A 22,181-nucleotide genomic window follows, 5' to 3' on the forward strand; every position below is an offset into this window, starting at 1 on the left:
GCGCCCGCGGGCGCTCAATCCTGCCGCTGTGAGTTAGCTGCCATCTTTCAGATCGAGGTTGTAAAGTGCAAACCTTACAACCTCATCACCAAGCAGTCGTTTAACTCCTCAAAGCGTTTTATCGGCGGCATCAGTTCATTGCGCACAAGCATGTGGCTGGCCTCTTCAACGTCCCCGAACCCGCCGGTGTTGTTCGGGATAATTCCCAGCATCTGCGGCGGTACGCGGTGCGCTGCCATTATGTCGTCCCGACTGACATTTTTGATGTTCAGGAACTCATCTTTGGCCGCCACCTCTGACAGCGGGATGATCTGAATCCCGTCTTTCTTCCCGCTTTTCATCGCTTTGTGGATATTGTCCACGTCTTCCTGATTCTGAGCCGCGTCGGTCATGTACATGATTAAACCGTTATGACTGCCATTGAGATAATACTTGCGGCGAAACAGCGTTGCCGGCTCATTAAGCAGCGTGGACGGAATAGCGGAAAGGTATTCCGGCAGGCCTTAGATTTCCTGGTTGAGGTCCGGCTACATCAGGTAAAAGACGCTGCCGGCTGCGAACTGGTACGGCTGTGTGTTCATGCCGTACTGAGCGAACCAGTAGGTGTCTAGCTCGGTGCCCCGACATATGAATTTTGCCAGCGTCAGCTCAAGCGACAGCACGCCGCCGAGGCGGTTGGTGCGCTTCTCCAGGTAGGCGTTGCCGAACACCAGGTAGTCCTGAATACACAGGCTGAATGTCTACGCGTTTAACAGCGTGTGCGAGATAAACATGCTGGTCAGGATGTTGCGCTTCACATTGAACGGCGAGCTGTGATACATGGCGGCCCGGAATATGCGCGCCAGCCCGTCAAAGCTCACCGGCGGTTCATAGCAGCGATCGGTTACCACACACTTCACGTAATTCAGTAGATTGCGATGTTCCAGCACCTGTAACAGGTGCTGCGGCTTCAACTGCGTGGACGCAAAATGGACATGAACAAAAAAAGAGGTTACGTTTTCACGTAACTTCCTGTTTTGTTTGGTAGGCTGGTGGAATTTGAGTTTGTTTTTTATAATTCTGAATTATATGGTTTTATTTTAAATTCAACTTTTTCGTATACCTAGACGTATACCAATTCCGAGATCTCTTACTGGCAAGCTCTGGTCTAGCGCATTGTGCTTATCGCCTTGAATACCAGCTCCTCATTGATAATCACAGATTGTTGTTAGTAACTTCTATTTTTGACACGAAGTTGCACTTGTCGCCTCAACGGCAGCAACGAGAAAAGAGCGGAAGTCCGCAACTTTTTTGATTGCGGACGTTTTACTCACTCGCTCCGCTATAGATTAATGTGAAGCCGGTCAGAACAACTAGTAAATTCTCCTAAGCGTTACCTCAACCATATTATCACACTATAGGACGAAAATGATATTGATTGTAGAGTTTAGCGGATAATTCACTCTTCTTTATCTTTCGCTTTTTCGAATTCTTCCAGTTTTTTCAAAATGGCCTTGCCAGTTCTAACATGGCTTAATAAACTGGATATTTCATTTTCAAGATCTTCTTTGTCAGAGCAATATGATTCCCTGCCATCTATGGTAATTTTGCATGGGTAACCATTCTCCGACATATACCAGTCCGCTATAGGAATGGGATTTTTAGATTCATGATCACAGATTGACAAGCCTTTATAATCTTCTCTATCTAAACTAAGCGCGCTTAAAGCGCTTCCAAATATATTGTTAGTATTTTTAGGTTTTATCGTTCTGGTTAAGTTCCAAATACCAAAGTGTACTTTTGAATCATAGACTTCACTAAGCTGCCTATCCACTTCATTAATAACATCATATATTTCTTGCCTATTGGCCGCTGCAGTTTTAGCAGCATCAACACCTGCCAATAAATGTTTTTTAAAGTCGTTCACGATCTATCCTCTCAATTACAGAAATTATTGGTAAGTGATCAAATTTTGAGCTTGAGTTATTAATATACTGAAGGAAATCAGGGTCACTAAAAATAACTGTTTCGCTCTCGTTTAGGTGCCATGTTTTACCAGATATAAAATCAGATGAAAACATCATTTGGTCAAATGTTTTCCACTTGCTAAAATCATCATTCTTATAGTAGTAAGTGCCACCATGTACCCCGGAGGTATCTGAATTAGGATGCATTTTTGAGTAATTCATATGCCGCCAAAATGGATTATAGAGCAGACCAGGCCTCCTTTTAACTAGCGCTATGTCTCGGGTCGCGGCTAAATGATAAGTGATACTTTCATTAAAAGGTTCTTCATTGAAATCCCCTAATACAATGATTTTACTGTTTGCCGCTTGTTCGAAACAATCTGAGACAGCTGTTCTTAGCAGCATGCCAAGTTCAGCTTTTTTAGGCGAGTCTTCATAATCATATAACCGGCTAGACCAATGAACTAAAAATAACGTAAGTGGCTCTTGAGTTTCCATGATCACAAACTCAACCTTTTGCCCAGCATAAATTCGATTTCCAGTAGGGTGCAGCTTACTGATAACCGTGGAATCAGCTAATTGAAGGACATCAGACCTAAATATTATGCATATATCAAACTTCTTCCTACCTTCACGATATACGCCATCATAAACACTAAAACCATCTCCAACCACCTCGCTTATAAACTCAACATCAAGCTGTGAAACCTCGCATAAACATATAGCATCAATGTTTCTTTCGTTCAGTAATCGAATTAAAGTGAAAGCTACGTATTGTTTGTGTTCATCAGTGGATTTATTTTCTTTAGAGTGTGGCGAAAGACTAGTATTCCACCAACCCAAGGTAATTTTACCAAGATTTTTCATGAGTTATTTCGGTGGGGTTTACAGGAAAATTCATAATAATTCTTTAAATACTACTTAGTCAATATGAACAGATTACCATCTTAGCCGGACACGGGCCGGTTCGCCAGCGCCAGCAAACTTTCATTATACCTAATGACTGGACTCGTCTTCATCATGGAGCATATGCATTGATGCTCACGCGCTGTTGGCTAAGGCAAACTTCTGCTTTAGGCACAGATCAGCCCTGCCATCTTGGAAAGGATGCTGTCAGGTTTTATTGGCGCTGGTCAAATAATTTGTTAATGGTCGCCTAGTAAAATGTAATAAGCAGCATGGAGGAGGAACGGACACAGACAATGCTCCAAAAAGTAGACTTAAAAATAATTTTTTGAAAAATTCTTCACACTTTTCCATTTTTTGCATATTAAACAGTAGCTTGAGTGATGTTTGATTGGTGATGAATAACGAGGATTATTCACTGCTGGTGAAGCTTAGGCGTAAAAAACTGGCTTTCGCCGGTTCTGGTTAGTCAAATCGCAGTGGGATCATCGCATTTCGGAAGCCAGTCGCTACTGCTTTCATCCGTGAGGTCTAGATTGGTTTGCATCCCTGACTTCGTGCGCAGTTTCATGTAGTGATGTCCGTACTCCCGCATGATGCTTTCAAGCGGCAGGCCAAACATTTTCATGCTTAGCGGGTTCTTGTAGCCGTTGGCCTCCATATAGGCCAGATAGGCATGGTAAAGATAGCGCTTAGGCTGGAGCGGCCGGATGCTGGCAATGCCCATATACAGCGCATTCGGCTCCGGCGTGGTGAACAGGTAGCGGCAGAAATCCACCATCGGATCGGCGTCGCGCTTGATGCGCATGGCTTCATCTGAGTTCTGCTGCGACTGAAGCAGCGCTCTGGAGTCCTGCGGCTGGCTGAACTGCTGCATCAGCTGGCACACGATAACGGCCAGCTCACCGCTGATTTTTTCCTTTAGCTGCAAATCACGTTCACCCGGTGAGATAATTTCGGGAAAGTGCAGAATTACCAAGCGGCGCGATACGCCGCCGCAGCTGTCAGTAAAGCGCATCGGATTGTTGTTCACCGCCACAATCCCGCAGCCTGACTGACTTACGTATTGGCGTGTTTGATATGGCCACCGGCACGTTTAGTTCGCACAGCGTTCGGGCTAAAACCTCACAGGCCTTCTGCCACTGGTTAATGCGGGCCGCCGGGCATAATCACGACAAGCAGAAGCGCATCCTCGCGGCGTTATTTATGGTGCTGGCAAACCACTACGCTTGGTAGATTTTTCTCGAAGTTACCAGCCCCGGCGGCAGCGGTAAAAGCATCATGGCATCGATAGCCACTCTGCTGGCAGGAAAAGACAACACCACGTCCGACACAATTGACGCGCTGGAATCATCACGGGAACGCGCCAGCATGGTGAGATTCTCGCTGATTATTCTGCCCGATCAGGAGAAGTGGAGCGGCGACGGCGCGGGCATAAAGGTGATTACCGGCGGCGATGCGGTGTCCGTCGATTCGAAATACCGTGACGCCTACTCCACGAGCATTCCGGCGGTAATTGTTCCCACATGAGTGGCTCTATCAAGCTCGGCGTGACAATGAGTTGTTTACGTTCAACCTAGTGCTCATTTTTCTTACGCCATAGCATTTACCAAACGTACAACAATTTCTCAGAATTCAGTTGGGTTCCCCCCGGAAGATTGCAGACACAAAAAAGCCCGCAGGGCTTACGCCGTGCGGGCTTTCAGGACTTCATCGGATGACTCTGGTAATCACCGATGGAGAATTTTGGTGGGCTGGCGGAGTCTGACTTTATCTGTCAAGCAATTGAATTTGAGGGTTTTTTTATAATCAAGCATTGGGTTGTGTACCTAAACGTGTACCAATTATTGGATCTTATACCCCCAAGCAACACGGCAAGGATAACTAATGCTTGGCGCTAGATCCAAAATAAAATGATTTCAGAGAAAAGTGTTCATACTGTTCATCTTTAATCTTTGTTCAATATATTCAAACTGTTAGATAGTGAATGCTTTTAGGTAAGACCTACACTAGTGCGCACTTTTGATTATCACTTTAGCAAGACGACAAAAAGTGACTTGAGCCACTATGCTTAATGTGGAGTTATTAGACGCTTCTATTGTAAATGGTCCGCTTTGTACCAAAAGCGGTCATTGCCAATCTTGAACCATGATGAATTATTAGGATCAGGTCAACACAACAGGTCATAGTATGAGAAGAAGCCCTCTCAAGGAGGGCTGTTATCTAATATAACGTGTTTAGGTCTCACGTAGTATGCTTTATCGCGCGTGCTACATATTGAAGCGTCTCATCAGAATAGTTTTTGGTATTAACCTGTAAGAATGATGCACCTGCAACACTTCCTAAAAGGTTTGGCTCAAGGTAATACATGTGGTTTTCAGGACTTATCACTCCGTCTTGAATAAGCTGAGACAAAAGCATTCGTCCATCCTCGCCTCGTAACATACGAGCATGATTAACTTTATCTTGAAGCCTTGCCAATCGGCCTTTACTGTGAGATCTAAACGCCATGACGATTCGCCGGAATACCCTTAACGCTTCAGCAACACGATTATCGGAATTAGCATTTATTGGCTTGTTTGAAAACGCAGACCATGGAAAACCCTCTGATGATGGCCAGTTCACATAAAGCTCAGCTCCAGGGCGAACCAAAGGGGTACTAATAGTCCTATTACTTTCGAATCGGTTAGCTTCAAGAATAACGCTTGTGTTTCCCTCATCTTTTTTGACTGACTTAATAATCAATTTTTCACTATTTATGCGAAGGCATTCACAAGAGATACTAATAGGTGAAAAAAGCTCAAGCTGTTCGCTTGAAGCGAACTCAACATTTGAAGATTCCGTATTTATGAAAACGTTCCCTACTTTATTTCCGAGAACTATTGAGCTGTATCCATCGGATGTAAACTCGATCTCTCTTAAGTCTTCATCATTAGAATTAGAGATAATAAATTCAACATGAAGCTTCATGTCTTCATCATCGTTAACTATCAAGGTGGCAACGTCATTGATTTTTAGCTTAGATAGAGCAGAGTCGAAAAGAATTCCTATATATGAGCTGTCAATTTTTGAATTATCATGCTGAACCTTAGATTCAACGAAAAAATCAAATAGGAATGGGTTTGGCGTTGAAACGCCTAATAGGCAATGGTTCTTTGCAGCATTAGAAATGCTTTCGTTCTCACTCATCAATGCATAGGACAATATACATGCTTCAAAAACAGAGCTGGCAACCTTTCTTCCCGTCCCGTCTAAGAATGGATGTTGAGGTAACATACTCTCAACAGCATCGTTATACAAAGCAATTAAATCGCCACTTAGTATACTCATGCTATCTATAGGAGGAATATTAAATAATCGACATGCAAGTCGATTAAGTTGCTCATCAGTTGAATAAAGAGCTTCTTTTATTGCGTCAAACTTTTCAGGTAATTGCTGAGTCAGCTTGCCCTGCTCTCGCGACAGAACGGCTTTGCATATGCTCAGCAACATTTCACCGCTCAAAATATCTTTCATTTCCTCAAAAATTCTAGATGGATTTTTGATGGTACCAATAACTTTTGATACGGCTTCCAAAACCGGTGCATACCCGAAGAATCTAGTGGATTCAGCACCCGATATCTCTTTAAGTTCATCAACTACACCGCGGATTGAGCTTTCATATACTCCTGAGTGTATGCTAAGAGAAGATGATAAGTGTCTATATTCTTGCCTTTGACTTTTAGATAATTTTAGAAGACTTTTTTCGATGAAATCAGCAGCCTCTAACTCATTGAAAAATTCAATATCGAAAACAGGGCAGTTTATATTATGAATCTCACTTAAAATTAGCCAAGCCTCCTCAATAATGCCCACTCGGCCAAATATAACTATTGGGTTTTTATTTCTTTTTGAAACGTTACTGACGTCGAGTAAAAAATCTTCAAATGAATCTTGGGTTACTCTTAGTCTGGCTTCATCTAAAGAGTCAATTATTAAGCCAACCGTCCCAGCATTCCATGCTGGTAAAATATCTTTGTTTGCCAGTCCGCCAATAACATAATTTCCAGCAATGCTTGAAGCCTTTGATAAATCCAAATATATACTACCAGTTTTATTGCTTAACTCTCTCGCCATTACTGACTTACCAACAGCTCCGGGAGCGCTTATAAGAATTACTCTCGCACCATTAATATCTCCAGTTAGGTTTTCATTCAAAGTAAGTCTGGCTGGAACGTAGTCAATAGTTGAGTCTTGAGAGAAAAACCAACCATCACCATCTTCATTGTCACTTATTACATCAACGCCACTTAAAAGGTCTGATATGTCGTCTATTTTGTATTCCATATTGTTTCTTACTCCTATAATAAGTAAATCGTGATATGTTTTGTTCAATCTTGGACGTACAGTTGCTGACCTGCTCTCCAACGATATATCATATGTTAGCCCTCAAACCTAACGTTAATGAAAAATGAGAACGTTTGCTTTTCGCTGGCTTTGGCTGACATTAATAATTTCATCAAATATAAAAAAAACCGGACTAAGCCGGTTTACGTGATCTGATGTTATCAGGCGCTACATGCGGGCAACCAATCTGCCTCGCTGTCTTCATGTAGTGTGAGATTGGTTTGTATGCCGTTATTCGTTCTGCGCTTTAGTAGTACCCGTTCATACTCTTTCAGTGTCTGCGGCACTGCCTGGCCGAATGCGGTCAGGCTAAGCGGATGCTGATGGCCGCGCGATTCCATGAAGGACAGATACGCATGGTAGAGATAGCGCTTCGGGTTTATAGGGCGAATATTTGCGTTCCCGATAAATAGCCCATTTGGCGTGCTCAATGGCATCAGGTAACCACAGAAATCGACCAGTGGGTCAGCCTGTCTTTTAATCTCCAGCGCTTCGCCGGACGTCTGCTGCGCCTGTAGCAGCTCGCGGGCTTCATCAGGTGACGCGAAGCGCTGCATCAGGTGACGAACAATCACGGCCAGCTCGGTGCTGATTTTGTCCAGCAACTGCGGATCACGCTCTTTTGCCGGTATCACTTCCGGGAACGTCAGGATAACCCGGCGGCGCGACACACCGCCGCTGCGGTCGCTGAAGCGCATCGGATTGTTATTCACCGCCAGAATCACCGCCGGGATATGCGTTGAATAGGCATCACGGTATTTCGGGTCGATTGCAACGGCATCGCCGCCGGTGATCGCCTTGATGCCCGCGCCGTCGCCGCTCCATTTCTCCTGGTCAGGAAGAATAATCAGCGAGAAGCCCACTACGCTGGCGCGCTCGCGGGAGGATTCCAGCGTGTCGATGGTGGCGGACGTGGTGTTGTCTTTTCCGGCCAGCAGAGTGGCTATCGAGGCCATCACACTTTTACCGCTGCCGCCGGGGCCGGTCACCTCAAGAAACATCTGCCAGTCATAGCGGTTTGCCAGCACCATAAATAACGCCGCGAGAATGCGCTCCTGCTTGTCGTGATTATGCCCGGCGGCCCGCGTTAACCAGCGCCAGAATGCCGGGGCGTGGTCGGCAAGGTTTTCACCCGGACGCGGGGCGGTGTAGTCCACGCTGTTGACGGTGCGCAGCCAGTGCTCGCGGCGGTGCTGGCTGAAGGTGCCGGTAGCGGTATCAAACACGCCGTTACGGAAGCCAATCAGGCGGCGGGACGGTTCGCCCATCTGTGGCACCATCAGCTTGAGCGTGTCCAGCACGCTGCCGATACCGGCAGCGGAGAACGGTGCGCGCACCTTCTGAAACAGCGCGGCGATTTCCCGGCGCAGCGTCTTCGCCTCCATCACCTGCCATGCGCCGTTTTCATAGCGGCAGATTTCCTCCCCGACCGGCGGCACTGCCAGCGCCTCACGGTAATGGGCAACGAGCAACTCGGCTTTCTGGCTGGCGCTCATGGCCTTCAGGTCGGCCTCGCTGACGGATTCAAACGGGCTGAGCGGCTGCGGCTGAGTGAAGTCGGTGAGCTGCGCCAGCGTGGCGATATCACCCTGCCTCTGCCACACATCGTTCCAGTCACCCGTAACCGGCGGCAGGGCGGTTTTCCCGTCGCAGGCTTTCGCCGCTTCCTCTGCCTTTAACTGGCCGGTTCCGTTGTCGTCACGGTCCGCGGCAATCAGCATCAGCGCGCCGGGGTATGACTCACGCAGCCGCTTTGCCAGCGCGGGCAGGTTGTTGGCGCTCAGCGCCACGTAAACCGCCTGCCCGGTCAGCCTATGCACGGTCAGGCCGGTGGCGTACCCTTCAGTGAGCCACAGCGTTTTGCCATCCGGCTCGCCTGCCAGCCAGTACGTGCCTTTCACCTGCCCGCCGGGCAGGGTGCGCTTGTCGCCTGCGGCGCTAATGAGCTGCACGTTAACGGCGGTACCGTCTTCGCCGGTCAGCGGGATGAGCAAATCTCCGGCGGCAAAACTGACGCCACCACAGCGCAGCGCATCAGCAAGTGTGAGCGCCTGTATACCGTGCAGCCCTTTTGATGAAAGGTAGGCGTTGTCCGTGCGGCTGACAGCGGCGGTGATAAGCGCCTGCGCCCGTGCGGCTGCGTCTGCCTGTGTGCGGCTTTTGTCTGCGGCTTCATCATGCAAAACCGGGGCTGACTCCGGCAGCGTGCCGAGCATTCCGGCCACCTTCATGGCGGCCTCTTTAGCGCTGAGACTGAGCGCCTTTTCCACCAGGTTAAGGCCGTCACCGGCCCCGCACTGGTTACAGAGCCACGTTCCGCGCCCGTCCTGATTGTCGAATCGGAAACGGTCTTTACCGCCGCACGCCGGGCAGGCACCGTGTCGCCCCCCGGTGTGCACGCTGATACCGAGGGCAGGCAGAAGCTGCGGCCAGAATCCGGTGGCCGCCTTTACGGTGTCAGAGACGATATGTTTCATGTGCATGTTCTCCCTCAGTGCAGCGTGATGCGGCTGGCGGCCGCAAGCTGGCTGCGGAACAGCTCATCCATCATGGTGACGCCGAGCTGCGTCAGCCGCGGCGGCGCGGTCAGCAGGTCCGGCTCAACCATATCGCCCAGCATCGTGCAGGCCATCTCCATGCCTGCATCCGGGCCGTGGCGGCGCACATAGAAGCCTTCCAGCTCAAGGGCAATGGTCATCTGAAGCTCATCGAGCGTCGCTGACACGGTGATGCCGAGGTTTTTGCAGGCATTCAGATAGCCCTGCGCCAGCGCGCGGCGGTAAACGGCGGTGCGTACCTCAACGGGCAGGCAGGAGTGATTAACGGTCATCATGGCGGGCCTCCGTGGCTAACATGCGGGATTCACAGGTTTCAACAACTTTACCGAGCTGGTCGGTGAGCAGGGCAACGACCGAGGCCAGCGCCGCGCCGTCCGGCACGCAGCCGCGCGCGCTCATGCCGTTCACCGAGTCGAACATATCGAGCACGGTCACGCCGACCGCGTGCGCGTGCAGCAGGCGCAGGTAGTCAGCGTGTGGAATAGGGTAGGTCTCACTGTTATTCAGGCGTTTTGTGAGCGTGTTCATGCGACTACCGCCTTAACCGGCAGACGACCGGCAAAGGACAGGACGTAATCGCGGGCGAGGCTGGCGCGGGCGCTGCGTTCATCGCCTGCCACGGTACGCAGCATACAGGGCCGGGCGGTGGCATCAGTGCGTCGCACAGCGGCAAAAATAAAGGTGAATTTGGAACGAGACGTGCAGAGGATCACTGCCATGATGAATAACTCCTTTGTTAGCTGAAAAGAGCTACCACAGAAGTTCTCACGCTTGGGTGGTAGCCCGGACGGGGGTGAGAAACCGGCAACAAAGGAAACCGGCCAGCCCGAAGGCTGCCCCGCCCGGGCCACCATTACGCAGACGGCGCAACGGCGAAAGAACCGCTGCCCGGATAATGGGTGCACTGAGGCGATGACACAAAAAAACACGCCTGGCGCGTGTCGTGTCGCCTTTGTTTTGCTCGGGTTCTCACGCCCGGCTGCCGATTTTGCGGCAGCACGAAAACTGTATAACGGGCGCTCGCCAGAGAAAAGCCTTTTTTCACACATCGGGGCGTTTCCCTCAGCAACCGGTCAGGACGTGATCGGATTGCGGCGGATTTGATCGGAATTTCCCGTCTTCCTTCTTTGCGCCCTGCGTGGCAGGCTTCGCTTTTTTACTCAGCAAGGAAATATGGCCTTGCATCCCGCTGGTAAAAGCCAGTGCCGTGGCGGGTTTTCCGCTGACCGCCGCTGTCATACTTTCCGCGACTAAGGCGTCTTCTTCGCGGGTGAGCGGAAAGGTTTTTGTGCCGAAATGCAGCGTAATCATGCTGCACCCCCGGCGCGCTGTGCGATGCGGGCCTGCATCCAGCCGTCAATCTCTGACGCCAGCCAGGCGACGTTTTTACCGCCGAGGGAAATCTGTGAGGGGAACTGCTCCCGACTGATTAAGTCGTAAATGGTCGAGCGTGACAGGCCGCAGGTGCTGATGACTTCCGGCAGGCGCATGAAGCGGTCGCGCGGGTAAACGGCATCACGGATTAGGGGAATGGCAGGGGCTGGTACGGATGAAACTGCGTGCATGGTGTTACCTCATTATGAGTCCGGCCGGTGCTGTCCGGTTCCGGTGGTGTCTTCAGGTAACCCCCTATTCTGGTTATATTTCTGGTGAAGTAAACAACCCCCTGACTGCTGAAAAATGAGCAAAAAGCACTTCTCTTACCTCCTGTTTGCCTTTGTTTGCCAACGTTTGCCAGCGTTTGCCTTTTAAGAGCTTTCAGCGATTAAAAAGCTTTTATTAATAGAATTAAAATCTGAAAAAGGCTCGCCAGAAAAAAGCTTTTATCTGAGACTGTGTGCACATCTGTGAATACTCAGTGAAGACTTAACTTAAAAGTATTCACTGCCTTAATCACTGTATTAATTATCTTTTTTATCTCAGTGAATACCAGTGAACAGTTATATAAGAAATATCATCAGTTAGGGGGCTATCCTGTACCGGTTATGCCCTTGTTTGTTCATCGACAGGCGGAAAGCAATGAAATGCACTGTCCTGTGGTACACGACAGAATGGCCTCATCCTTTACAGACGATGAGAGACAATCATGACCACCCCGGACCAGAAACCTGCATCACTGGAACGCTTTGAGAATGCCCGTGCTGAACATACCGAAAGGATGAAAGCCTATAACGGCATCTGCGCCGATATCGCCCGCTGTGAAAAAGAACAGCAGGCAGCCATCGAGGCAGGGAAAGAAGCCGAGAGCAACTGGCGCACGAGCTTTCGCAACCTGCGAGGCAATCTCACCGACGAGCTGCGCGCCGAACATTCTCAGCGCATCGCCAGCCGTGAACTGGCCGATGAGTTCGGCGGGCTGCTTAAAGAGCTGGCGCTGGATAAGCAGGAGGTGATGCTGAAATGCTGCGGCAGTGGTAAAGAGTATGTTGAATCGCACCGGGAGGCTTTTACCGGGTTCGCGGATGCGCACTGGCAGTCAGCCCTGCGTAACGTAAGTCCGTCGCTGCTGTGGGCCATTAAGCTACGTCTCCGTCGCGAAGAGCTTTCCCCGACGTTTGCCGGAGACGACCGGGATAGTATTAAGGACGTGGCTTATCTGGTCGGTGAAGCGCTGACGCGGGCGGCTGCTGCTCTGCCGGACAGCATACTAAATGAGGCTCCGCTGCTGGAGAATATTGGGTTGTATCACCCGCCGCTAACGGGTATTGATATGGAGCTTTATCGCCATCCTATGCGCCGCCAGAAGCTGGCTGAATCAATCCGGGCGCAGCGTGCAAAGCTTCACGAGGGCAACCAGAAATGATGCACTGCCCTTACTGTAAAAGCGCTGCGCACACCAAATCGAGCCGCTATATGTCAGAGCAAGTGAAAGAGCGTTATCACCAGTGCACTAACCTGGACTGCTCCTGTACTTTCAAGACGAATGAAAGCATTACAAAGGTGATCACCGCACCGCCACAGCCGGAAAACGTACCGGAAGCACCACCGGAACCTGTACGAGAACGGCAGACGCTGGGCCGTTATGGTTCTGCATTCCGCCAGGTTCATTAACCCCGCACAGCCGCTGCCCAACCAGCGGCTTTTTTATGTCTGTCCTTTGTCTTTCTGAAGCCCTTTTTCTGGCCAGCCGCTTTGTAAAGAGTGATGCATGCATAGCGTGCATGGATCTGCATGCAAAACCATGCATTGTTCTCCACCGTTCAGGCCATACCGGGCGCGGCTCTGACCGCATCATGCACCTGCATGAAAAGCTATGCATAAAGCGGGCAGGCGTGGCGGGGATAGCATTGCGCGCTAACGCAAAAATAATTTTTCAAGATTAGAAAAGATTTTCCTCCCAAAAGCAATCAATAGCATCGCATGTAAGAACTTAGTCAAAAGTTAAAGTGTTATACATTTTATTCATTCTTCAAAATTAAACCCATCAGTTTCTTCCTTTATATTTCGTGAATAAAAGAAGTATTGTTCTAATTTTTTAATGGCGGAATTATAATCTGTATTGCTATTTAGTTTTACTAAAAGATTTTGATCAAAATCGTTAATTTTAAGAAGGCGCTTTACTTTTTGGTAGTCAGAGTTCAGGAGTTCGAAATTGCCTTGTGCTTTTTCCTCGTTATTAGCAATGTCAGTCTTTGATTGCCCTACCACTACTAATGGTCTGCCATATTGTAATGTCGCACGAGAAGCGTGCAGACTACCGCCTTTGATGCCTGTTTGAATTAAAAAGACCCCTGAAGATAAAGCAGCTTGAATTGCATCTCTCTTGACCAAATTTATTGGGTTTACTTTGGTCCCAATCGGGTACTCACTTACTAATGCGCCTTGCTTGTCTAAAATTTCTAATGCCAGTGATTCATTTGCTTTTGGATATGTAGAATCTAAACCGTGAGCCATTACAGCTATGGTTTTCCCCTGCAAAGCTAGAGTGCTTTTATGTGCAATAGTATCAATACCGTGTGCGAGCCCACTGATAATGTTAAAACCACTATTCACTAACCAAGTAGTGATTCTTTTTCCTATTTCCTCTCCTCTGATAGTAGGCTCTCGTGTGCCTATAACTGCAACATTTGTCTCGTTCAAGCATGAATAATTCCCTTTAGAGAAAATAAAGGGAGGGGGGGAGTTGAGATTTCGTAAGCTATAGGGATAGTTATTATCAAATATAGTATGAAGATTGACGTTATTAGAAAAACACTGGTCGCGCTGAATTTTTGCAAATTTTAACGCGCTATCCAGTTCTAACTTTGTATAAATGTTTTTTTTGCTAAAGGATTTGCCGACGATATCTTCAATTGTCATATCAAGAAAATAAGGTTCTTTTCTTAATGTAGACAATGTTTTTTCGCCAATTCCTTTGAGTCGACTTAAAGCTACTAGCTTTTCCCCGGCTTCTGAAAAAAACATTAAATTATGTCCTCGGTATGTGTACATGATCTATTATTATAGTAACCTGCGCAGCTTAAGAAGTAACTATCATTTTTTGGACTATACTGTTTGTACATATCAAGGCCACAAACTGGACATTCTTTTTCTTTAATATTAAGGACATATTTGCACTGTTCGGCCTCATGAAATCCAGTACATCCCCAAAAATGTATACCAGTACGTCCTTTCCTAAGAGTCAGTGCTCTGCCGCATTGAGGGCAAAATTTATACTCACCAGCTATACTTACTGTTTTTGCTAAACAAAGTCCCAAAATCTTTTGGGGACTATGTTGGTTTAATAAATTGAAAGCGCCCTGAAGCGTTGAGCCGGTAGTTATCACATCATCAATTACTAAAATCCTTTTTCCCCGAACTAAATTGAGGTATTTTTCCTTTAGTTTTAACTTGTCTTTTATCTCTTGAACGCGGTTTTCTTTACTTCCTAGGGTTTTCAGGCTTACAGCACCATCTTCAAAGTAAAACAAGTCATGAATAAAGTTGGTTCTGGAAAACCCTTGTCGTGAAACTCTATTTAGCATATTCTCCAGTCTAGGGTTTTTATTCTTCTTCGATGGGATGACTGTAACTAAATCAAAATAACTATTCTCGCCAAAGAAATATTTTGAGACTCTATCTATGCAATGCTGAATTAAAGAAACGATATAGTCAGGCATTACATATGTTTTTATGTGATCTTTTTTTGCTATTTCTAATGATAGCGAGTGTTGGTCGTGAATCTTAGCCGTTAATAAACCTTTTTGACTAAAGTATTTTCCTAGGCAAACAATCTCAATGTTGTCTTTTTTAATTGCTCCAACGTCACCACTTAGTGTCATGGGCATAAAATATAACCATTTTCGTGAGTGCACAAATTTATTTCTACTAGCGCAGATGTCAGCAATTAAATCAACGCTATCGAAACAGTCAATATCATCCATTAAGGCTGATGTTGAAATTATAGCGGATGGTATTACTCTGAAAGGAATGCGTGATGCCCAGGCTGGGGCTAGAGGTTTCACTCCAGCACTATAAGCAGCTATAAAATCTTTGTCATCATCTCCAATGTAAACTACTTTTGATGCTCTTGTAAGTCCAAGCTTTTCAAGAGCCATCTCGATTCCTTTTGGGCTTGGCTTTGCACCGTCTTTTAATACGTCATTATAAGTTATAATTACATCAAAATAATTTTCTAATGAATGATGTGTTATTAGCGATTCAGCATATTTTCTTGGTGAGTTTGTTATAAGCGCTGTTTTGATGGAGTTTTTTTTCAGATATTCGAGCAAAGATTTAGATTTAGCATAAATCTTGCTTTGATTGAGTGCATCCTGAGAGAGGTTAGCACTGTTACCGCTCTCTCTAAGCTGCTTAAGAGAGTCTGTACTTATTAAAGTATTGTCCAAATCAAAAAAAATAGCATCGAAGTCAATTTTCATCCTTGTCTCCTTGACAAGAACATTTTAAGTGTGAAGTGATTTATTCATGGATTTAAGATTTTTGCAATACTCTTTCTTGAGGAAAGTGAAGAATTTCTTACAAATCCGCCCCACCAGTTCATCAGGTCTACACGTTGTGCAATGTACGTTGAGCGGTTGTATGCTCTACGTACCTCATTTTTATCACTATGAGCTAAAGCTGCTTCGATTACGTCAGGGTTAAAACCTGCTTCGTTTAATGCTGTGCTCGCAATTGAACGTAACCCATGTGCGACAAGCTTTCCTCCGAATCCAATTCGTTTTAAAGCGGCATTAGCTGTCTGGCTATTCATGGCTTGCTTTGGGTCATTCCTGCTTGGAAAAACGTGCTTTCGATGAGCACTCATAGGCTTCATCACTTCAAGAATCTCTAATGCCTGAGTTGATAGAGGGACAACATGCTCTCGTTTCGACTTCATCCTTTCGGCTGGAATAGTCCAGAGTTTTGTATCAAGATCAATTTCTACCCATTGTGCACCAGAAGCTTCAGAAGGGCGCACAAGAGTTAACAGTTGCCATTCAATAAGGCATCGAGTTGGGACGGATAGATTTGACATGTTTAGGGAACGCATTAATGTCGGCAATTCTTCTGGTCGCAGTGTCGGCATATTTTGCTTTTTGGGTTTCTCAAAGGCCATTCCAACACCTGATGCCGGATTGGCATCAATCAGGCCGGTATTAACGGCATATATCATGATCTCGTTTATACGCTGAACTAAGCGACGAACTGTCTCAAGTGCGCCGCGAGCTTTAATCGGCTCCAGTGCCTCTACAATCGTTCTAGCCTTAAGCGCCTGAACAGAAATCTCACCGATAGTTGGGAAGATGTCCTTCTCGAGTGATCGCCAAATATCCTTTGCATAATCTTCGGTGACACTTTTGCTTTTAAGCTGGAACCACCTCTCGGCAACAACTGAGAAAATGCTATCTAACTCAATCTGACGCTGCTCAGAAACTTCCTCTTGCTGCTTCTGTGGATCGATTCCTTGAGCGAGAAGTGACAGATACTGATCACGCATCTGACGTGCAGCAGCTAGCGTTAGGGCAGGGTATGAGCCAAGACTAAGATTTGTGCGGCTACTACTTCTTGGCCTCTGATAGCGGAAACGCCATAGCTTCTTGCCAGACGTTTTGATTAGCAGGAAAAGCCCATCCCCATCATGTAGTGTGAAGTCTTTCTCTTGAGGCTTAGCTTTGAGGATTTCGTTATTGGTGAGGGGGCGTGTCATCCGCGCCATGACTGGTTTCCATCCATAATTGGTACACGTTTTTGGCCCACATTATAGCGTGTACCTAAACGTGTACCAATTATCTCTGGATTCAGGCGGATCATCTCGGAAGGTTACAGACACAAAAAAGCCCGCAGGGCTTGTGCCATGCGGGCTTTCAGGACTTCTACGGATGGCTCTGGAACCATCTTTGAAGAATTTTGGTGGAGCTGGCGGGAGTTGAACCCGCGTCCGAAATTCCTACATCCTCGGTACTACATGCTTAGTCTGGTCTTTACATTCGCTTGCCAGCTGCGGACAGACACGCCACTAACAAACTAGCCTGATTAGTTTTAACGCTTCAACCCCAGGCAGGGCATCCACGCGATCTCTTTTAGGTTTGACCTCTCTTGATCCCCGTCCTAAGAGCGGAGGCTAGGGAGAGAGGGCTCTAAGCAGGTTATTAAGCTGCTAAAGCGTAGTTTTCGTCGTTTGCGACTATTTTTTTGCGGTTTTTTAGCGAGGCCTACCGCACCTCGGCATGCACCTTGGGTTTCGCGAATCCCGTCGAATCCAGAATCAGCCCCAAGACTTCTTACTCTAGCAAAAAATTATAAAAGATTCCAGTGCTTAACGGCTGGCATTCTTCATAATTCGTGCTTTGTCCATCTTCCACTCGCGATCTTTAATGTCCGCACGTTTGTCATGTTCTTTCTTACCGCGTGCCACACCAATCTTCAGTTTGGCCCAGGCGTTTTTCCAGTACAGCGACAGCGCGACCACGGTGTAACCTTCGCGGTTAACGCGGCCGTACAGGGAATCCAGTTCGCGCTGGTTCAATAGCAGTTTACGGTTGCGCGTGGGATCGCACACCACGTGGCTTGATGCCACTGCCAGCGGCTGAAAAGTGGAACCGAACAGATAGGCTTCGCCATCGCGCAGCAAAATATAGCTGTCGCTGATGTTGGCTTTACCGGCGCGCAGTGATTTGACTTCCCATCCTTGCAACGCCATGCCGGCCTCGAACTCCTCTTCAATGAAGTATTCATGGCGAGCGCGTTTGTTGAGGGCAATAGTGGCTGAACCGGGTTTGTGAGCTTTTTTCTTTGTCATAGTGCGGCGTAGTCTACATCACTCAGTCTGTGGGCGCATCCCCTGTCCTGCGGGGCGGTAAAAAACACACTATTTTAGCACAGCTGGCAAAGGCGTGAATTTTTGTTTAGTAGCTTAAAATGGTATAATTCAACGGTTTTGTGACCAACAGGAACCATTATGGCCCAGATTAGCCGTTCAGCGCTGGTCCCGTATAGCGCTGAACAGATGTACCGGCTCGTGAATGATGTGGATGCTTATCCTGAATTTCTTCCGGGCTGTACCGGCAGCCGCGTGCTGGATAACAGCGGTAACCAGATGACCGCCGCGGTGGATGTTTCCAAAGCCGGCATCAGTAAAACCTTTACCACGCGTAACACCCTGACCGATAACCAGAGCATTCATATGCAGCTAGTCGATGGGCCGTTCCGCAAGCTGACCGGTGGCTGGAAATTTATTTCGCTCGGCGACGATGCCTGCAAGGTTGAGCTCAGCCTCGACTTTGAGTTCACCAATATGCTGGTCGAGATGGCGTTTGGACGCATCTTCAAAGAGCTGGCCAACAGCATGGTGCAGGCGTTTACCCAGCGCGCCAAAGAGGTTTACCGTGGCTGACATCAGCGTTGAAGTGGTGTACGCGCTACCGGATAAACAGTATCTGCGTGAGGTTAGCCTGGAAGAGGGCGCCACGGTTGAGCAGGCGATTCAGGCATCCGGACTGCTGGCGCTGCGCAAAGATATCGACCTGAGCAGCAATAAGGTCGGCATTTTCAGCCGTCCGGTCAAGCTGAGCGATACGCTGCAGGATGGCGATCGGGTCGAGATTTATCGCCCGCTGATTGCCGATCCAAAAGAGATGCGCCGGCAGCGGGCAGAGCGCGCGGCAACGAAAAAGTAAGTGTACAGGCATTAAAAAAGGCGCTCATGCGCCTTTTTTGTTGCGACTCACTCAGTCTTCAGTGCCGGTGAGGCGCGGTTTGTTGTCGATGTTTGTCAGCGTACCGTTGCTGTCGAAGGTCAGCGTCAGCGTCTGCTGCTTCACGCTTTCATGACCTGGCTCCTGACGGAACACATAATACCAGACGTTGCTGCCAAACGGGTCGTGCATCATCGGCGTACCGAGCGTGTAGGCAACCTGCTGCTGCGTCATGCCGGTGTGAATCTTCGAAACGTCGTTGGCGACCAGGTAATTCCCCTGATTGATATCCGGACGATACACAACGCGCTCAAGGGTGGAACATCCGGCGGTCATCATCAACATTACCACTGCCGCGGCAGTCAGCGTTTTACAGCGCATCTATACATTCCTTTTCTGGGGCCAAACGCCTTTCATCAGGCAGTTTTGTTGCCATCAAATTCTGAACTCTGCATACGGCAGGCTTTATTATGGCGATATGACTGCCGATGATAATAAACCTTTGAGCTATTGGAAACCTCTACAGAGCAAGCATATGACCACCAGGCCGGAAAAAAGTGCGGTGTCAGGCTGCTAAAAGTTCTTTTGCGTTCGCCAGCGTGTTGCGTGTGACTTCGCTGCCGCCAAGCAGGCGCGCCAGTTCCTGCAGACGCGCACGCTTATCCAGCGGCTGCATGTGGGTTTCGGTCATCGCACCGTCGGTCTCTTTGCTGACGAAGAAGTGCTGATGACCACAGCCCGCCACCTGCGGCAAGTGAGTTACGCACATCACCTGAGTCGATTCGCCCAACTGGCGCAGCATCTGGCCAACGACAGCGGCCGTCGGACCACTGATACCGACGTCAACCTCATCGAAAATCATCGCCGGAGTTTCCATTTTCTGTGCGGTGATCACCTGAATCGCCAGCGCAATACGTGACAGCTCACCTCCTGAGGCCACTTTACCCAGCGGCTGCAGCGGCTGGCCCGGGTTGGTGGTGACACGGAAATCAATACGGCTGGCACCTTCGGCCGTCAGCTGATCGGCATTGAATTCCAGCATAATGGCAAATTCACCGTGCGGCATGGCGAGGGTGCGCATGCTTTGCGTAATCAGCTGGCTCAGCTCCTGCGCCGAGGTGACGCGTTGCTGATGCAGGGCTTCGGCACAGGCCAGTGCGGCCTGATGATGAGCCACGACGTCGCTCTGCAGGCTTTCCTGATCGATCTCCTGCTGCGACAGCTGTTCCGCTTCATCCAGCAGCTGCTGATACAGCACCGGCAGCGCTTCCGGTGAAACATGATGCTTACGCGCCAGCGCAATCTGCCGCGACAGACGCTGCTCCAGCTCGTACAGGCGATTAGGATCAAGGTCGAGCCGTTCACAGTAGTGGCGCAGCTCATCGCTGGCTTCACTTAACTGAATCGCGGCTTCTTCCAGCAGGTTAAATACGCCGCTGACTTTATCGTCCAGCGAGACCAGCTCACTCAGCATATTACGCGCGCTATAGAGCAGGCTTTGCAGGTTGGTGTCATCGCTGTCGGCAAGAATTTGCAGCGCCTGCTGGCTGGTGGACAGCAGCTGACCGCTGTTTGCGAGGCGCTTGTACTCTTCATCAATCTGCTCAAACTCGCCTGGCTGCGGCGCAAATTCGTTGAGTTCTTTCAGCTGATACTGCAGCAGTTCGCGGCGGGCTTCACGCTCCTGCGACAGCTGCTGATGCTGTGCCAGCGTGCGGCAGCTGTGATGCCAGCGCTGATAGTGCTGACGCATCTCCGCCAGCCGATCGTCGTGTGCGGCGTAGGCATCCAGTAGGTGTTTCTGGTGATCGGTTTTGAGGAGCAGCTGATGCGCATGCTGACCGTGGATTTGAATCAGTAACTGACCGAGTTCGCGCAGCTGCGACAGCGGAACAGAGGTGCCGTTGATAAAGCCACGTGAGCGGCCATCGGCACTGATCACGCGGCGCAACAGGCATTCGTTGCCGTCGTCGAGCTGGTTCTCCGCCAGCCAGCGCTGGGCAGAGGGTGACGCTTTCAGCTGGAAGCGCGCGCAGATATCCGCGCGGCTGGCCCCCTGACGCACCATGTCTGCTTCAGCACGGCCGCCAAGGCACAGGCCCAGCGCATCAATCGCGATGGATTTCCCTGCGCCGGTTTCGCCGGTGATCGCTGTCATACCACGATGAAAGTCGATCTCCAGTTCACGAACGATTGCAAAATTACTGATGGTCAGTTGTGCCAGCATACAATTACCTGTATGTAAAAACAGATATGGTTTTTCATACAGTATAAACTGGTTTTTTATCCAGTAAAGTAGCCGGCAGGCCTTTTCAGAATAATTTTTTTGACCATCCGAGTTTTGAGCTTAAGGTATTAAAATAATTATAATTTTTGGGATGAATTAAATTGAGGTGATTGGCGCTGCGGCGAATCAGCACATCTTCCCCTTCCTGAATCGGCAGGGCGATCTGGCTGTCACAGCTGATCTCCAGGTCGCTGCGCAGTGAGGAAAAACGCAGGCGAATGGTGCTGCTACTGTTGATCACCAGCGGACGCGCCGACAGCGTGTGCGGGAACATCGGCACCAGCGCAATCGCATCGAGTGACGGCGTTAATATCGGCCCGCCCGCCGACAGCGAATAGGCAGTTGAACCGGTTGGCGTGGAAATAATCAGCCCGTCCGAGCGCTGGGAAAAGGCGAACACTTCGTCGATATAGACTTCAAATTCAATCATGTGCGCCACTTTGCCCGGATGCAGCACCACTTCATTGATGGCGCTGCCGATGCGCGGCGAACACTCTTCTTTGCATACCTGCGCTTCCAGCAAAAAGCGGCTTTCCACAAAATAATCGCCCTGCAGCACGTCATCCAGCTGCTGCTGCGCGTTATCTGGATCGAGGTCCGTGAGGAAGCCGAGATTGCCGCGGTTGATGCCAATCACCTTGATGTCGTAACGAGCCAGCACGCGCGCGGCGCCCAGCATGTTGCCATCGCCGCCGACCACCACCGCCAGATCGGCATACTGGCCGATGTCCGCCAGGCTGCCGGTACGCACATCCTGCAGGTTAAGCTCGCGGGCGATTTGCTGTTCCACGATCACGTCATAGCCTTTGTCAGTCAGCCAGCGCCAGAGCATTTCATGGGTGGTTAACGCAGTGGGATGGCGCGGATGACCGACGATCCCAATGCAGTTAAAGTGTTTGTTCATTTAGCGGGTGTTCCTCATAAGCCAAAACGGCCAGGCAATGTGATGGGTTCACTTGAAACCGTCAAACTGATCCCCATA

Annotated in this window: 20 protein-coding genes, 1 other RNA gene and 3 pseudogenes; 5 read left to right on the forward strand and 19 right to left on the reverse strand. The window is 48.9% G+C overall.

From position 1 onward, the window contains the following. Positions 1-33 precede the first annotated feature (33 nt). The 4 genes and pseudogenes from C1N60_RS04965 to C1N60_RS04980 all read right to left on the reverse strand — a co-directional run. Positions 34-1,055: pseudogene (locus C1N60_RS04965) on the reverse strand (phage portal protein). Positions 1,056-1,438: 383 nt separating this feature from the next. Next, a complete protein-coding gene (locus C1N60_RS04970; RefSeq protein WP_394521460.1) occupies positions 1,439-1,906 on the reverse strand; it encodes a hypothetical protein in 468 nt (155 codons plus the stop codon). Further along, positions 1,893-2,813: an endonuclease/exonuclease/phosphatase family protein gene (locus C1N60_RS04975; RefSeq protein ID WP_394521461.1), complete on the reverse strand. Its 921-nt coding sequence runs from the start codon at positions 2,811-2,813 to the stop codon at positions 1,893-1,895. The genes C1N60_RS04970 and C1N60_RS04975 overlap by 14 nt, the downstream gene beginning before the upstream one ends. A 508-nt stretch (positions 2,814-3,321) precedes the next feature. Further along, positions 3,322-3,894, reverse strand: a pseudogene (locus C1N60_RS04980) (primase-like DNA-binding domain-containing protein); the annotation flags it as partial. A 92-nt stretch (positions 3,895-3,986) separates the two neighbouring features. On the opposite strand from C1N60_RS04980, the pseudogene C1N60_RS04985 reads away from it, so the two are divergent. Beyond that, positions 3,987-4,373: pseudogene (locus C1N60_RS04985) on the forward strand (DUF5906 domain-containing protein); the annotation flags it as partial. 723 nt (positions 4,374-5,096) lie between these two features. Here C1N60_RS04985 and C1N60_RS04990 read toward each other — a convergent pair. The 7 genes from C1N60_RS04990 to C1N60_RS05020 all read right to left on the reverse strand — a co-directional run bounded on the left by C1N60_RS04990 (position 5,097) and on the right by C1N60_RS05020 (position 11,361). Continuing rightward, a complete protein-coding gene (locus C1N60_RS04990) occupies positions 5,097-7,178 on the reverse strand; it encodes a hypothetical protein (protein ID WP_394521462.1) in 2,082 nt (693 codons plus the stop codon). Between the two features lie 221 nt (positions 7,179-7,399). Beyond that, positions 7,400-9,715, reverse strand: a complete 2,316-nt coding sequence (locus tag C1N60_RS04995; protein WP_394521463.1) for a primase-like DNA-binding domain-containing protein — start codon at positions 9,713-9,715, stop codon at positions 7,400-7,402. A 14-nt stretch (positions 9,716-9,729) separates the two neighbouring features. After that, the gene (locus C1N60_RS05000) at positions 9,730-10,071 is read right to left on the reverse strand and encodes a DUF5375 family protein (RefSeq protein WP_285720155.1); all 342 of its coding nucleotides are present in this window, start codon (positions 10,069-10,071) and stop codon (positions 9,730-9,732) included. After that, positions 10,058-10,324 carry a hypothetical protein gene (locus C1N60_RS05005; protein WP_058781704.1) on the reverse strand — a complete coding sequence of 89 codons (267 nt, stop codon included), beginning with the start codon at positions 10,322-10,324 and terminating at the stop codon, positions 10,058-10,060. Before C1N60_RS05005 ends, C1N60_RS05000 begins: the two co-directional genes overlap by 14 nt. Further along, on the reverse strand, positions 10,321-10,845 hold the full coding sequence (locus tag C1N60_RS05010; RefSeq protein WP_241798369.1) for a host cell division inhibitor Icd-like protein: 525 nt from the start codon (positions 10,843-10,845) through the stop codon (positions 10,321-10,323). The genes C1N60_RS05005 and C1N60_RS05010 overlap by 4 nt, the downstream gene beginning before the upstream one ends. A 13-nt stretch (positions 10,846-10,858) precedes the next feature. After that, positions 10,859-11,107: a hypothetical protein gene (locus C1N60_RS05015; RefSeq protein ID WP_241798368.1), complete on the reverse strand. Its 249-nt coding sequence runs from the start codon at positions 11,105-11,107 to the stop codon at positions 10,859-10,861. Next, positions 11,104-11,361, reverse strand: a complete 258-nt coding sequence (locus C1N60_RS05020; RefSeq protein WP_241798367.1) for a helix-turn-helix transcriptional regulator — start codon at positions 11,359-11,361, stop codon at positions 11,104-11,106. Before C1N60_RS05020 ends, C1N60_RS05015 begins: the two co-directional genes overlap by 4 nt. Before the next feature lie 521 nt (positions 11,362-11,882). On the opposite strand from C1N60_RS05020, the gene C1N60_RS05025 reads away from it, so the two are divergent. After that, positions 11,883-12,599, forward strand: a complete 717-nt coding sequence (locus C1N60_RS05025) for a hypothetical protein (protein ID WP_394521464.1) — start codon at positions 11,883-11,885, stop codon at positions 12,597-12,599. Continuing rightward, complete coding sequence (locus tag C1N60_RS05030) at positions 12,596-12,847, forward strand: ogr/Delta-like zinc finger family protein (RefSeq protein ID WP_058781709.1); 252 nt, start codon at positions 12,596-12,598, stop codon at positions 12,845-12,847. Before C1N60_RS05025 ends, C1N60_RS05030 begins: the two co-directional genes overlap by 4 nt. A 351-nt stretch (positions 12,848-13,198) precedes the next feature. Here C1N60_RS05030 and C1N60_RS05035 read toward each other — a convergent pair whose 3' ends face one another. The 5 genes from C1N60_RS05035 to smpB form a co-directional block, all read right to left on the reverse strand. Further along, entirely contained in the window at positions 13,199-14,200 is a 1,002-nt protein-coding gene (locus tag C1N60_RS05035; protein WP_241798365.1) for a DNA-processing protein DprA, read from the reverse strand. Next, on the reverse strand, positions 14,200-15,657 hold the full coding sequence (locus C1N60_RS05040; protein ID WP_394521465.1) for an HAD-IA family hydrolase: 1,458 nt from the start codon (positions 15,655-15,657) through the stop codon (positions 14,200-14,202). The genes C1N60_RS05035 and C1N60_RS05040 overlap by 1 nt, the downstream gene beginning before the upstream one ends. A gap of 44 nt (positions 15,658-15,701) precedes the next feature. Continuing rightward, positions 15,702-16,934, reverse strand: a complete 1,233-nt coding sequence (locus C1N60_RS05045; protein ID WP_394521466.1) for an integrase domain-containing protein — start codon at positions 16,932-16,934, stop codon at positions 15,702-15,704. Between the two features lie 192 nt (positions 16,935-17,126). Further along, positions 17,127-17,491: a transfer-messenger RNA gene (gene ssrA / locus C1N60_RS05050) on the reverse strand. Between the two features lie 43 nt (positions 17,492-17,534). Next, positions 17,535-18,017 (reverse strand): SsrA-binding protein SmpB, encoded by a 483-nt coding sequence (gene smpB, locus C1N60_RS05055; RefSeq protein ID WP_021506506.1) that lies wholly within the window; start codon positions 18,015-18,017, stop codon positions 17,535-17,537. Between the two features lie 159 nt (positions 18,018-18,176). Here smpB and C1N60_RS05060 point away from each other — a divergent pair, with 159 nt between their 5' ends. Both C1N60_RS05060 and C1N60_RS05065 read left to right on the forward strand, forming a co-directional pair. Next, positions 18,177-18,611, forward strand: coding sequence for a type II toxin-antitoxin system RatA family toxin (locus C1N60_RS05060; protein WP_021506507.1), 435 nt, complete (start codon positions 18,177-18,179; stop codon positions 18,609-18,611). Continuing rightward, positions 18,604-18,894, forward strand: coding sequence for an RnfH family protein (locus C1N60_RS05065; RefSeq protein ID WP_125309220.1), 291 nt, complete (start codon positions 18,604-18,606; stop codon positions 18,892-18,894). The genes C1N60_RS05060 and C1N60_RS05065 overlap by 8 nt, the downstream gene beginning before the upstream one ends. 51 nt (positions 18,895-18,945) lie before the next feature. On the opposite strand, the gene bamE is transcribed toward C1N60_RS05065, so the two are convergent. From bamE to nadK, 3 genes are all read right to left on the reverse strand, one after another. Further along, positions 18,946-19,293, reverse strand: coding sequence for an outer membrane protein assembly factor BamE (gene bamE, locus C1N60_RS05070; protein ID WP_021506509.1), 348 nt, complete (start codon positions 19,291-19,293; stop codon positions 18,946-18,948). 184 nt (positions 19,294-19,477) lie between these two features. Then, positions 19,478-21,139 carry a DNA repair protein RecN gene (recN, locus tag C1N60_RS05075; protein ID WP_394521467.1) on the reverse strand — a complete coding sequence of 554 codons (1,662 nt, stop codon included), beginning with the start codon at positions 21,137-21,139 and terminating at the stop codon, positions 19,478-19,480. Positions 21,140-21,224: 85 nt separating this feature from the next. Continuing rightward, positions 21,225-22,103 (reverse strand): NAD(+) kinase, encoded by an 879-nt coding sequence (gene nadK / locus C1N60_RS05080; protein ID WP_058758272.1) that lies wholly within the window; start codon positions 22,101-22,103, stop codon positions 21,225-21,227. Positions 22,104-22,181: the final 78 nt, after the last annotated feature.

It is taken from the genome of Pantoea sp. SGAir0184 (genome assembly GCF_043544755.1).